This is a genomic window from Vibrio methylphosphonaticus (assembly GCF_023634655.1).
GTDB classification, from domain to species: domain Bacteria; phylum Pseudomonadota; class Gammaproteobacteria; order Enterobacterales; family Vibrionaceae; genus Vibrio; species Vibrio methylphosphonaticus.
Genome location: NZ_JAMKMS010000002.1, coordinates 118,575 through 131,350, shown reverse-complemented (window position 1 = coordinate 131,350; position 12,776 = coordinate 118,575). Strand labels below are relative to the sequence as shown.

12 protein-coding genes and 1 riboswitch are annotated in these 12,776 nt (G+C 43.7%); of the genes, 3 read left to right on the top strand and 9 right to left on the bottom strand.

The window, feature by feature from the left end:
- Positions 1-436 precede the first annotated feature (436 nt).
- Positions 437-2,155, bottom strand: coding sequence for an ArnT family glycosyltransferase (locus M9196_RS02920; RefSeq protein ID WP_250616034.1), 1,719 nt, complete (start codon positions 2,153-2,155; stop codon positions 437-439).
- 310 nt (positions 2,156-2,465) lie between these two features.
- Positions 2,466-2,529, top strand: a riboswitch (Fluoride riboswitch).
- A gap of 99 nt (positions 2,530-2,628) precedes the next feature.
- On the opposite strand from M9196_RS02920, the gene M9196_RS02915 reads away from it, so the two are divergent.
- The gene (locus tag M9196_RS02915; protein WP_250616033.1) at positions 2,629-3,321 is read left to right on the top strand and encodes an iron-sulfur cluster assembly scaffold protein; all 693 of its coding nucleotides are present in this window, start codon (positions 2,629-2,631) and stop codon (positions 3,319-3,321) included.
- A gap of 15 nt (positions 3,322-3,336) precedes the next feature.
- Entirely contained in the window at positions 3,337-4,311 is a 975-nt protein-coding gene (locus M9196_RS02910; RefSeq protein WP_250616032.1) for a GGGtGRT protein, read from the top strand.
- A 124-nt stretch (positions 4,312-4,435) separates the two neighbouring features.
- Here M9196_RS02910 and M9196_RS02905 read toward each other — a convergent pair whose 3' ends face one another.
- Positions 4,436-6,622: a putative bifunctional diguanylate cyclase/phosphodiesterase gene (locus tag M9196_RS02905; RefSeq protein WP_250616031.1), complete on the bottom strand. Its 2,187-nt coding sequence runs from the start codon at positions 6,620-6,622 to the stop codon at positions 4,436-4,438.
- Positions 6,622-6,804 (bottom strand): hypothetical protein, encoded by a 183-nt coding sequence (locus tag M9196_RS02900; protein WP_250616030.1) that lies wholly within the window; start codon positions 6,802-6,804, stop codon positions 6,622-6,624. Before M9196_RS02900 ends, M9196_RS02905 begins: the two co-directional genes overlap by 1 nt.
- A gap of 392 nt (positions 6,805-7,196) precedes the next feature.
- Between M9196_RS02900 and M9196_RS02895 the strand changes: the two genes are divergently transcribed.
- Positions 7,197-7,904: a hypothetical protein gene (locus M9196_RS02895; protein ID WP_250616029.1), complete on the top strand. Its 708-nt coding sequence runs from the start codon at positions 7,197-7,199 to the stop codon at positions 7,902-7,904.
- Between the two features lie 199 nt (positions 7,905-8,103).
- Here M9196_RS02895 and M9196_RS02890 read toward each other — a convergent pair whose 3' ends face one another.
- The 6 genes from M9196_RS02890 to napF form a co-directional block, all read right to left on the bottom strand.
- Positions 8,104-8,238, bottom strand: coding sequence for a TIGR02808 family protein (locus tag M9196_RS02890; RefSeq protein ID WP_250616028.1), 135 nt, complete (start codon positions 8,236-8,238; stop codon positions 8,104-8,106).
- Positions 8,239-8,248: 10 nt separating this feature from the next.
- Entirely contained in the window at positions 8,249-8,827 is a 579-nt protein-coding gene (locus M9196_RS02885; protein ID WP_250616027.1) for a NapC/NirT family cytochrome c, read from the bottom strand.
- A gap of 25 nt (positions 8,828-8,852) precedes the next feature.
- Positions 8,853-9,314: a nitrate reductase cytochrome c-type subunit gene (locus M9196_RS02880; protein ID WP_250616026.1), complete on the bottom strand. Its 462-nt coding sequence runs from the start codon at positions 9,312-9,314 to the stop codon at positions 8,853-8,855.
- An 83-nt stretch (positions 9,315-9,397) separates the two neighbouring features.
- Entirely contained in the window at positions 9,398-11,887 is a 2,490-nt protein-coding gene (gene napA / locus M9196_RS02875) for a periplasmic nitrate reductase subunit alpha (protein WP_250616025.1), read from the bottom strand.
- Entirely contained in the window at positions 11,884-12,192 is a 309-nt protein-coding gene (locus M9196_RS02870; RefSeq protein WP_250616024.1) for a chaperone NapD, read from the bottom strand. Before M9196_RS02870 ends, napA begins: the two co-directional genes overlap by 4 nt.
- A 21-nt stretch (positions 12,193-12,213) precedes the next feature.
- The gene (gene napF / locus M9196_RS02865) at positions 12,214-12,693 is read right to left on the bottom strand and encodes a ferredoxin-type protein NapF (protein WP_250616023.1); all 480 of its coding nucleotides are present in this window, start codon (positions 12,691-12,693) and stop codon (positions 12,214-12,216) included.
- Between the last annotated feature and the right edge of the window lie 83 nt (positions 12,694-12,776).

Below are 12,776 nucleotides of genomic sequence, written 5' to 3'. Positions count from 1 at the left end.
TCAGCCTCTAATGTTGTTTGTATTAATGTTGGAACAATGAGTATTGCTTTATTAGATAGCAACGACTCAAACACCAATGAATCTTTATCGTTATAGTTTTTATGGGTAAGCCAATTTCCCGCCGAGCATGTTAATCGTTTGCGAATGCCGAATCAAATCGAAAGATGATATAGATGGCCGGAGAGCATTACTTACTTGGATTGTTAAATGTGAAAATGGATGTTTTATCCTATAAAACATAGGGTTGTTCATTAACGTTGTTCATCAAAATTTAACGTTACAAATTGCTAAGCGACGCAATAGGTTGCGCAATCACAAAGAATGAGATCTATAGCACATAGATGTGCCTTATTAGAAACATAGGTCGAGGAGGGAAGGATAAAAAACGAGCGTCTCCGCTCGTTCAATTTAAAGCTTTTCGCAATTCAGCTGCGAATTAGTCAGCAGATAGCCAAAACACAGCATCGTTGACTTTATCACTTCTTGGGGTGCCTTTAGCAAGAATCGTAAATTGAGTATTATCACGTAGACCAGTAAATTTTCGAATTTCAGTAATCGAATTACTGCGGTCTAAAAGAATATAATCATAATCTGGGTCAACCCCGTCAAGGATATCTTGCGCTCGAGATAGATCCACTTGAGGAACGGCCCAATCGTGATAGAGGAAGAAGATGGATGTCATTGTTTCCGAGAAACGCAGACTAGCGGTACGATCTCTTTTCTCTTCCGGAATTTGATTCACAAATGCTTGTAAATCAGGCTTCATATCTTTAGCAATATCAACGGCCGGAAATAGGTAAGTAAAGGCACTAGAAAAGAATAACGCAGTGATGATGGCAAGCTTACTCCATTGAGGCCACGGCTTACGTTCAACGACAATCATTAGCACAATGGCAGCAAGTGGAAGTAGAGCTATCCAGTGCCAAGAGGTTAACCATGCCATTAGTGCTGGCGGGATTTTATGCTCAGGAAGTAGACCTGCCCAAAGAGGCACCACAGCAAAAGCGACCAATACAAACGACATCAGTGCCAGCCAGCCGCGTCGGTACCAATCTAACCATTTACCAGCGAAAGTTTGCAGTGCGTCCGCAATAATAAGCGCAAAAAGAGGCATTAATGGCGCTAAATACATAGAGCGTTTTGTCACTGAGTAAGACAACACGAAGATTGCTAGGGTGAACCAGAAGATCAAAAAACCATCAATCCAGTTAAGCTGTTTAGGTTGGCGAAGCTTATAGAAAAAATGCCCAAGCCAAAGAATCAACAACGGTGTCCATGGTGCGCCGTACTCCATCACGCCCTTGATATAATAGAACGGTTTCCCTGAATGATTATGACCAAGCTTATTTGTCGCTTCTCCGGTTAAACGGCCTACTTGGTTATCCCAAAACCATGCTTTCCACAGTTCTGGTGATGCCGTTTTGTAAAATGGGTAGATCCAACTAGCAGCAACGAGGCACATGACGGCGATACCGACAATATGCATAACCACAAATCGACTCATAGAAGCGGATTCATCAGGAAACTGCTTACGCAACGAGAGTGCTCTAAGCACTAATGGGACCCAGGCTAATCCGATACATAATACAATTGCGACAGGACCTTTGCTTAAAAATGCCAGACCAGTGAACGCCCCTGCAATAATTAAATAGCCGAGCTTTTGACGCAAATAGGCTTCAGAAAATGCCCATACCGCAGCAATGGTGGTGAACATGAGCGCAGCATCTACGCGTAGCCAGTGAAAGTTGAGAACAAACCCTTCCAACGTGCCCAAAACCGCAAGCGCCGTCCAGGCGAAGTTTTCACCCTTGAAAAGAAACGCAATGCGATACGTGGCAGCGAGTGAGCCTAAACATAGTAGCGCAAGTGCTAACCGTCCTGCCAAGATCGCATCGAGACCAGTAACTTGCATAAGCAACGTGGACATGATGAAGAAAACTGGCGGTTTTTCAACAAAAGAAATGCCAGCAAATTGAGGAATAATGTAATCCCCAGTTAAGTACATGCTGTGAATAATCGCTGCCACGCGCGGTTCATCTGGTGTCCAGACATCGTGGTCAAATAATCCACTGAATACGACCGCGACTATGGCAAGCAACAAACATACTTTCCAATGGGTAGCATTGGTCTGCTGGCTTGATGGTGTTATCGACACTTTTCTTCTCCTTCAAAGCAGCCTTGTGAGAATGCGACCACTTTAAATTGTTAACAAATTTAAACTAAAAGGGGTAATACTAAAGAGCAGTTGGCAATTCAGCAACGCTTACTTGCTGATAAATGGCAAAAATATCATTATTTATCGATATTCTGACATCACTATATCTTACCATTGATGTTATTAATGTCTGCAGTTTGTAACGAAAGATACCGTTATAGTTATTCTTTAATGAGTATTAATGGACCTATTAATATGAAAAATGGTTATTGAAAAGTGTGTTGCATAAAAGTGTGATTTTGATCTACTATTTGCATCAGGTGATGGGGTTCCACCTACTTAACCGCCGTTCGGCTGATGACTCCTACAGTTTTTGAAAACAGGTGGTTCTGTTTAGCCAATCTAGTGATAGGTTGCGAACTGTAGTGGTGTTTTTTCCCTAGCCCCTGTTTTCCTTGATCAAGGAAAACATCATGCAATATGCTCAAGAAATCCAATCAATGTGCCCGATCCAACGGGGCGATCTTCATGCTTCAGCACCGATTCCTGTCGAAGGGCGTTGGGTAAACCCAAAAGAGGTGATCGCGATCTCTGGGCTTAGCCACGGTGTCGGGGCTTGTGCTCCGCAACAAGGCGCTGCAAAACTTACCCTCAATGTCAAAAAAGGCATTATCCAAGAAGTGCTTATTGAAACAATAGGCTGTTCAGGCATGACGCATTCTGCCGCAATGGCGTCAGAAATCCTCACAGGTAAAACTCTTCTAGAAGCGATGAATACGGATCTTGTTTGTGACGCAATTAACGTTGCAATGAGGGAGATATTTTTACAGTTTGCCTATGGGCGCACGCAATCTGCATTTTCGTTAGATGGACTAGAGATTGGTGCCGCGTTGGAAGACCTAGGTAAAACACAACGCAGTCAAGTGGGCACCAGCTATTCAACATCACTTAAAGGACCTCGTTACATGGAGGTGGCGGAAGGCTATGTGACCACCCTTGCATTAGATGAAAACGGCGAAATTATAGGTTATGAGTATCTCAATTTAGGAAAGATGATGGCTGAGGTTAACAGCGGTTCCTCTGGAGATCAGGCAATGAAGTCAGCGAAGGGGACGTATGGACGCTTCGATGAAGCCACGACAACTGTTAACCCACGTCAAGACTAAATTGAGGACACTATTATGACTACTACTAAACAAATGCTACTAACTGAAATGAATCTTACCTCGACTGATGAGGCGTACCAGTACTGTCTTGAAAGACAGATTGATCCCAAAAAATTGGTATTAGACACGCAGCCAATCGCTTTTGATAACGCCTGTGAAGCCTATACGTTAGGCACAGCGTTAGCCATTTATAGACAGGCAAATAGTGCCGCGAGCGCGGCAACGATAATTGGCGAAGGTTTACAGGCTTTCTGTAAACCGGGCAGTGTCGCTGAGCAAAGATTAGTTGGGTTGGGCCATGGTGCGTTGGCTGCTCGCTTATTAAATGATGACACACAATGTTTTGCTTTTCTGGCGGGGCATGAATCGTTTGCCGCGGCTGAAGGTGCGATAAAAATAGCGTTGAATGCCAATAAATCACGTCAAACCCCGTTACGAGTGATCCTCAATGGTTTAGGAAAAGATGCAGCGTACTTGATCTCTCGCATCAACGGTTTTACTTACGTACGTACTCAGTTTGACTATACGACGGGCGAGTTAGCAGAGGTGAGCCGTAAACGTTTTTCAAAAGGGGAGCGTGGAGAGATTTTATGCTACGGCGCTGACGATGTTCGTGAAGGTGTGGCTATTATGCATGCGGCAGGTGTAGACGTGAGTATTACAGGCAATTCAACGAATCCAACGCGATTCCAGCACCCGGTTGCGGGAATATATAAATCAGAACGGTTGGCTCAAGGTAACCCCTATTTTTCAGTTGCATCGGGTGGTGGTACTGGTCGTACACTACACCCAGATAACGTCGCGGCAGGCCCAGCAAGTTATGGTATGACTGATACGATGGGACGAATGCATGCGGATGCACAATTTGCAGGTAGCTCATCAGTACCCGCACACGTCGCTATGATGGGTTTTATTGGTATGGGAAATAACCCTATGGTAGGAGCATCGGTCGCTCTTGCGGTTGAAGTCGATATGCGACTCAATCGTTAATACGGCAAGCGCCGTTATGTATTTGTATGTTTGATTGCGAAGTGATGGAAGCGTTATAGTTAGTCTCTGTTTAGTAGCAAATTCGTCAGTATGACGAATTTGCTTGAAAGCACTGGGGCTGGGCTTAAAGCTTTATGACGTTGGATTCACTTTCGTTGATTAAGCGATTGACGAATTGATCGACAGGTATCGGACGATCATAGTAATAGCCTTGTCCAATCTGACAGCCAAACTGGGCGAGTTTTCTTGCCTGCTCTCGTGTTTCAATGCCCTCCGCAACAACCAATAGATCTAAGTTTTTTGCCATTGCAATCATTGCCTGAACCAACTGCTGGTCTTTAACGTCAGTGGTAATGTCCTTGATGAAAGATTGATCAATTTTGATGCCGTCAACGGTAAAGCGACGTAAGTAGCTTAACGACGAGTAACCGGTACCGAAGTCATCTAGCCAAATCTCTATACCACTTTTCCGAATGGCTTTGAGAGATTTTTCAGCTTCGTCTTCGTCTTGTAATAGTAAGCTTTCCGTTATTTCCATACGGATGATATGCGGAGGAACTTGATATTTTTCCATATAGAAGGCGAACATTTCAACAAGGTTTTGTCGATATAGCTGTTTTGACGAAATATTAATTGAGGCATGAAAGTTACTGTCGAAATAAGGCATCCATTGTTGAATTTGGAAGCATAGGCTTTCAATTAGCCACTGTCCAAGCGGAAGAATCATTGCGGTTTCTTCTGCAATTGAAATGAAATCTAACGGAGAAATGAGCCCGATTGTAGGGTGATTCCAGCGCACGAGAGATTCTGCACCAACCGTTTTTCCAGTCTTTAAGCAAACAAGTGGTTGGAACCACAGTTCGAATTGCTTTAGATCCGCAAGCGAGCGGCGTAATTCTCGCTCCATGTTAGCTCTGTGCACCACAGATTTGAACATCTTGGGAGTAAACAGTTTGTGCGTGTTTTTACCATCAGACTTAGCGCGATACATGGCAATGTCGGCGTGCTTTATTAGTTCATCTGCTGATTTACCGTTATATGGGTAGCGTGCAACACCAATACTGCCGCCAACGACTAACTCTTCGTTTTCCATGAGAATAGGAGACCGCACCGCAACGAAAATTTTGCGCACCACCGAATCCACATCCTGTATTGATTTTAGGTGTGGAATGAGCATTAAAAATTCGTCACCACCAATACGTGAAATCATCGTCAGGGGATGGTTATTGGTTAGTTCTTTCGCGCAAAGAGTAAGCTTTTCAGCGAGTCGGATGAGCAGAAAGTCACCACTATCATGGCCATAATTATCGTTCACGACTTTGAATTCATCGAGATCCAAAAAGAGTACCGAAAAAGAGGTCGCAGGGTAAGATTTAATCGTATTTTGTAGGTGTTGAATGAATTGTGTTCGGTTTGGTAAGTCAGTCAAAGCATCATGATAAGCAAGGTGAGTGATTTTTTGTGTTCGTTGTTCTAATTTTGCTGCCATCACGCGAATTGCTGTGCTTAGTTCGCCAATTTCATCATTACGTTCGATCGTGGCAATATCTTCTGTCGAGCCGAAGTCACCTCTTCCAATGGCGTTAGTGTGTTGAGTTAGGCTGGAAATAGGGGCGCTCCAACGCTTTGAGATGATAGAGGCGGCAATGGCCGAAAACATCAGCATAACCGCAGACACAGCGATTAAGATAACCGATAGCTGCTGATTTATCTTGTCGTTGATCGTTGATACGACCGTATCCGACGCTTCAACATGATGATGAATGCTGTCTGTGGTCATGCTGATATAAAGCGCTGCGATGACCGTTTCATCGACGATGATAGGCTGAATACGCGTAAAGGTGTTTTTTTGAAACTCTGTTACTGCTGTGCGTTGAGAAAACACCGTTTCCACATGTTGTTTGAATGTATCTTGTTCCAAATTGTACGCATGGGCGACTGCGGATTCACTGCGGGATATCGGTACGTTTTTATCAGACGCTATAGGGTTCGCGGTTTTGTCTAGAACTAAGACGGTCTGAATTTCCGGTAAAGCTTGTAAAGGTGAAAGCACTTGGCTCACTAGAGCCATATTGGATTGTTGCAATGGTTCTACCAATAAATTGGCTAAATAGTCCGAAATTCGCTGGGCGTTTTGTGCCAAATGATTTTTAGTGGCGAATTCGTAACGAGCAGATAGCTCAGTGCGCAGTTGTTCTGACTGTTTTGTAGATAACCAAACGTGAATAGACATGCTAATCAGTATCAGAGTGACTGCTAGCATAAAAGTGACAAACGTGTATTGGCCCTGAAGCTTAAGTTTAAATCTCATTAATTCACTTTGCCTAATAAAGCGGCGAATGGTTGCTGTTTGATCTTTTCAATTTCGTCATTGTTTACATTATAGCCAGTTGTACCTTTAACCGGTTGACGATTAGACACTTCATAGAAACTAATGTGCTTAGTAGTCGAGTACAGTTCTAATAATGATGTGCAGCTATAAGTATTCGACACAGACGTTCCTTTGTAGCTAATCTTTATTTAGACTAGTTGATTTTATCGCAGTAGCGAGAAAATAACTCACGCGTTATGGTAAAGCCTTAATGAGTAAAATAGAGTCGTTGGTTAATGCATAAGTGGCGATAACATAGCTCGTAATTACTAAGTAATTTAATGGGTTACGAATCAAATAGGATGATACATGATAGCTACAAAGCCTAAACATCTAACCGCTATGACAAGGGACCTGTGTTTGTATCATTTGTAATGATTGTTTTTCAAGATAATATTGTCCTGCCGCATGGATTATTGTGTTGAGACTGTGATATTCGTTCTAAACTACGTATTAACTTTGCCCTGATTTGAGCGGTAATATAATAGAGAGTTAAATTTTTGATGAGATGGATGTGAAAAGATTTTTTTGGATTGTTGCAATTATCATTGTGCTTATCGCTACTACGGGTGCGATCTATTGGCTTGGTTTTCGAGGCAATGACGATGAACCCTTAAAGAGCGGAGAGGCAAAGCAAGCAGCAGTTACGGACTTAAAAGCGATCATTCCTACGCCGCAAGACCCTACACTAGATCTTACACAAGAGCTTCTTCAAGAAACAACGCAAGACTCTGCTATTACGTTGCCGAGTTATTATTTTGTTTCCAAAGCGTCTGTTCCTGTTTACGTTCAACCCACAGAGAATGCCTTAGTTGATGGAACCGCGTATTATGGCGAAAAGTTACGAGTGATGGAGCATAGCTCGGAGTGGATTCGTATTGCGCCTATTTATCAAATGGACGAAGGTGAAGAAGAAGTCTCTCAGTGGGTTCGTATGAGTGATTTATCAACGGATGCGGTGAGCTTAACCGGTAAAAAGTGGAATGAAGTCTTATCTGGGTATTTGTTTAAAAGCGACGATTTTAATCAACATCAGGAGCGGTTCATCGAAGCGTCTACGGAGTTACTCGAAAGTAAGCGGTGTCGTTTGTATGATTTTGAGCAAGTTGGTGGTTGGATAAAGTCTTTAAATCATCCTGATGATGTGTACTTTACATACTGCGGTGGGATTGAAGTATCGAATAAAGTCTACCTAAATACCACAACCGGTGTTGTTTTTTAATAGGGTCTCTTCGTTCTATCCGATGGATGATGTACTGCTTAAGTCCGAATATCCACACTAAACAAACTGAAGGAGGGGTAGGGAGCATTGATGACTCGTGATGCCACTTCGAGAGAGTTGATTTATATAAGCTATTTAGGTCAACGCCAACGAAAAAGCAGACGCAATGGCGTCTGCTTTTTTAATTCATACCTATCGCTTATGACTCTTTATCTTTACTTAATGATAAGAACCAAAGTGATACGGCTGCCACAACAGCGAAGCCTGAAAGTATGATAACTGGCATGGCGGCATAGCCAAGTACATGCCATATAACCGACTCTAATGTACTCATTTAATGCTCCTTATTGCCAGCCTTCAACGCCGTGCATGTCTGGTAGTTTGTGCGCGATGCCTTTATGACAATCTACACACGTTTTTTCACCAGATGCTAGCGCTGTCGAGTGCTGTCGCACGCTTCGAGGGCCTTGCTCTGAGAAGTCCATAAATTCAAATTCGTGACAGTTACGACACTCCAATGAGTCATTATTTTTTAAGCGAGCCCATTCCCGTTCTGCGAGGTGTGCTCGGCGTGCTTGGAATTTCTCTGGTGTATCAATGGTTCGGGTTATGAAGTGAGCAAAGAGCTCTTTTGATGCCTGAACCTTACGTACAATCTTGTCTGTCCATTCATGTGGAACGTGGCAATCAGAACAGATAGCACGAACACCCGAGCGGTTAGAGTAATGGATTGTTTCTTGGATCTCTGCGACGATCGGTGCGTGACAACCCGAACAGAACTCTTCTGTATTGGTTGCTTCCATTCCCGTGTTAAAAGCACCCCAGAATAACAAACCACCGGCGAAACCCATGAAGAGTATTACGCCTGCTGCGGCTTTGCTTGGGGACTTTAAACGCATCCAAAATGCTTTTAAAAGTTTCATATATAGCCTCTCTTAACGTCTATGGCTATTTATCACGCAGTGAATCAACGCGTTCAAAATCGTTATTAACTAGTGGTTTTGCATCAGCCTGAGGAACGTGGCACTGCAAACAGAAATAACGACGAGGAGAAACATCAGCGAGTACAGCATCTTCACGGTTCATGTAGTGAGTCACACTGATCTTTGTTGCTCCCATTTCTTTCGCATTTTTCCAGCTATGACAAGCTAGACATTTGTTAGCGTTAAGTGACACTTCGTATCCACGGATTTGATGTGGTACCAATGGAGGTTGGTATACATAATCACTTTCGATGACTTGATCGCGTGGGTATTTTTTGAAATCGTCAGCAGGACGAGTATCTTCCAACTCAGATGCACCGCGCAATGACTCAACACCACCGATGCCACCAGGATTATTCAATTCTGCTTGTGCAAGACCAGTAAGCAATGCGCCAACAGAAAGAACAGCGACTAACAGTTTTTTCATTTTATATTCTCCGCCAAATGGCTAATTCTTCGAAGGCTGCCTAACCCGAGTTAGACAGCTCCACAACATGTTCTCGATTCTAATTACGCAACTTTGGTAATCTTAACTGGACACTTCTTGAAGTCTGTCTGTTTAGACAGAGGATCAGTCGCATCTAAGATCAGTTTATTAATCAAGATTCGTGCATCGAAGAATGGTACAAATACCAATCCTTGAGGCGGACGGTTACGACCACGTGTTTCCACACGAACTCGTACTTCACCACGCTTGTTAGACATTACTACTTCGTCACCACGACGCAGACCGCGCGACTTAGCATCTTCTGGGTGGATGTAACATACCGCATCCGGAACGGCTTTATACAGTTCTGGTACTCGGCGTGTCATTGTGCCTGTATGCCAGTGCTCAAGAACACGGCCAGTACATAACCAAAGGTCAAACTCTTCGTTTGGTACCTCAGGTGGCGCTTCATATGGCGCAGATATAATCCAAGCTTTACCGTCTGGCTTACCATAGAAGTCCCAGCCAGAGCCTTTCTTAGCGTATGGATCTGAACCTTCTTTATAACGCCACAGTGTTTCTTTACCATCAACAACAGGCCAACGTAAGCCGCGAACTTGGTGGTAAGTATCGTATGGGGCTAAATCATGGCCGTGACCACGACCAAATGCTGCGTATTCTTCAAATAGCCCTTTTTGAACGTAGTAGCCAAAGTGATGCGCATCGTCATTCAATTCACGAGCTTCTTCGATAGGGAATTTATCGACTTGACCATTGGCGAATAGCATGTCGTACATGGTTTTACCACGGTACTCTGGTGCTTTTGCAAGTAATTCTTCCGGCCACACATCTTCCATCATGAAGCGCTTAGAGAACTCCATAACTTGCCACAGGTCAGATTTCGCTTCGCCGACTGTGCCAACTTGTTGATACCAAGCTTGTGTACGACGCTCTGCATTACCGTATGCACCTTCTTTTTCAATCCACATTGCAGTAGGAAGGATAAGGTCACCAGCTTGTGCTGTCGCAGTAGGGTATGGGTCTGAGACAATGATGAAGTTTTCTGGATTACGGTAACCAGGTAAACGCTCTTCGTTGATGTTAGGACCCGCTTGCATGTTGTTATTACATTGTACCCAATAACAATTTAAGACACCGTCGTTAAGCATACGGTCTTGCTGTACCGCGTGGAAGCCTGGTTTTGGTGGAATCGTACCTTCAGGTAGTTTCCATTCTTTTTCGGCAATGGCGCGGTGCTTAGGATTTGCGACCACCATGTCAGCTGGTAGACGGTGAGCAAACGTACCCACTTCACGAGCAGTACCACACGCTGAAGGTTGGCCTGTTAGAGAGAATGGGCTGTTACCCGGTGTAGCAATTTTACCCGTTAATAGGTGGATGTTATAAACGAGACCATTCATCCAAACACCACGTGTGTGCTGGTTCATGCCCATTGTCCATAGTGACATCACTTTGACATTTGGATCGGCGTATTGCTTAGCAAGCTGAATCAGTTTCTCTTCTGATACACCTGATATTTCCGACGCTTTTTCAACAGTGTAAGGTGCAACCGAGGCTTTATACTGTTCAAAGTTAATAGCGCTCATCTTACCTGAGTTTGGATTTGCTGCTTCTTTTTGAAGAGGGTTATCGTCTCGCAGGCCGTATCCAATATCAGTGTCTGCTTGTTTGAAGTTGGTGTGCTTGTTAACGAAGTCCCAGTTCACAGCATCGTTTTGAATGATGTAGTTAGCAATGAAGTTCGCGATGGCGAGGTCAGACTGTGGCTCAAAGATGTAACCTTCATCGGCAAGTTCAAAAGAACGATGGTAATAAGTAGAAAGAACGTTCACTTTTACGTGAGGATGGCTTAAGCGACGGTCAGTAATACGAGTCCAAAGTACTGGGTGCATTTCTGCCATGTTAGAGCCCCAAAGTACGAAAGCATCCGCATTTTCGAAGTCGTCGTAACAGCCCATTGGTTCATCGATACCAAATGCACGCATGAAGCCAACTACCGCCGATGCCATACAGTGACGCGCATTTGGGTCGATATTGTTTGAACGGAAGCCTGCTTTCATCATTTTTGCAGCGGCATACCCTTCCATGACTGTCCACTGACCAGAGCCGAACATACCGACACTCGTTGGACCTTTAGCTTTCAGTGAGGCTTTCCATTTCTCAGCCATGATGTCGAAAGCTTGATCCCAAGAAATGGGGGTGAATTCGCCTTCTTTGTCGTATTTACCATCGGTCATGCGAAGCAAAGGTTGTTGCAGACGATCGTTACCATACATAATTTTTGAGAGGAAGTAGCCTTTGATACAGTTCAGGCCTTTGTTCACAGGTGCTTCAGGATCACCTTGCGTCGCCACTACTTTACCATTTTGTGTTCCGACTAAAACTGAACAACCAGTACCACAAAAACGACAAGGCGCCTTATCCCACGTGATTTTAGTTTGATCTGAACTAGCGATCAGATTGGTCGCAGAAGCGGGTAGAGTGATACCAGCTACTGCGGCTGCTGATGCAGCTGCGTTCGCTTTCACGAACGCTCGTCTTGTCATTTTCATACTTCACCCTCAAGTTGGGAATGGTTACTTCCAGTGTTATCGTTTGAATCCTCGTCCAACCCAGTCTCTATTTGGTGATAGACTAAAGCGGTATTAAGGACATTCGGCAAGTTGTTGATAGCATCAATGGTGTCAGTGACGTAACCTTGATTCTCGGTTTCTAAAACGACAATAATCTTGCCGTCTTCACTTTCACCATAAATTTCAGCGTTATCGAATGCTTCGATTTGCGCTTTGATTTCTGCGAGGCATTCCGCCCGACAGTGAACTACTAAACTTGAAATGTGCACTTCATTTAGTGACATAAAGAGTTCTTCTCATTGTTTTTATAAATTGCTCACAGAGATTGATGAAGTGGGGCAGATTGACACGCATGCGCCACAACCACTACATTCACCTAACTCGATTTTTGGTAAAGCGACGCCACCTAATCTTAGCTTGAACTGAATCGCCATTGTTTCACAAGCATCGCCACAACTTCGGCATTCGACATTATGATGCGCTAAACAGCTGTCATTGATACTTGCTTTGGCGTCCCATGGTTGGCTGTCTTCGCTATTAAATATAGGCTCTGGACAAATTTCTGCACACTTATAGCAAAAAGTACATTCATCAATTGTGAAGTCGATACTAGGATATCCACCATCACCCTTTATAATGATGCTTGTCTCACAAGCGTCAATGCAGTGTCCACATCGAGTACACAAATCCGAAAAAGCTTGGATACTGTTAACCCAAGGTAACCGTATTTGTTTGCTATCAATTTTTTTGCGGGTAAAAAAACGACGCTTCGAAATATCAACCATTTGCACCACCAATAAAGACTGTTTTCGCTCGCTTTTTATACGCTTAAAAGGAGCGATATGATCTGTTAACAATCTTTAATTAA

What these genes read in the sequence shown, in the direction of transcription:
- M9196_RS02910 (WP_250616032.1), top strand. Translation starts at nt 3,337, where the DNA reads ATGACTACTACTAAACAAATGCTACTAACTGAAATGAATCTTACCTCG.
- M9196_RS02885 (WP_250616027.1), bottom strand. Translation starts at nt 8,827, where the DNA reads ATGAAACTTTTAAAAGCATTTTGGATGCGTTTAAAGTCCCCAAGCAAA.
- napA (WP_250616025.1), bottom strand. Translation starts at nt 11,887, where the DNA reads ATGAAAATGACAAGACGAGCGTTCGTGAAAGCGAACGCAGCTGCATCA.
- napF (WP_250616023.1), bottom strand. Translation starts at nt 12,693, where the DNA reads ATGGTTGATATTTCGAAGCGTCGTTTTTTTACCCGCAAAAAAATTGAT.
- M9196_RS02870 (WP_250616024.1), bottom strand. Translation starts at nt 12,192, where the DNA reads ATGTCACTAAATGAAGTGCACATTTCAAGTTTAGTAGTTCACTGTCGG.
- M9196_RS02915 (WP_250616033.1), top strand. Translation starts at nt 2,629, where the DNA reads ATGCAATATGCTCAAGAAATCCAATCAATGTGCCCGATCCAACGGGGC.
- M9196_RS02880 (WP_250616026.1), bottom strand. Translation starts at nt 9,314, where the DNA reads ATGAAAAAACTGTTAGTCGCTGTTCTTTCTGTTGGCGCATTGCTTACT.
- M9196_RS02890 (WP_250616028.1), bottom strand. Translation starts at nt 8,238, where the DNA reads ATGAGTACATTAGAGTCGGTTATATGGCATGTACTTGGCTATGCCGCC.
- M9196_RS02905 (WP_250616031.1), bottom strand. Translation starts at nt 6,622, where the DNA reads ATGAGATTTAAACTTAAGCTTCAGGGCCAATACACGTTTGTCACTTTT.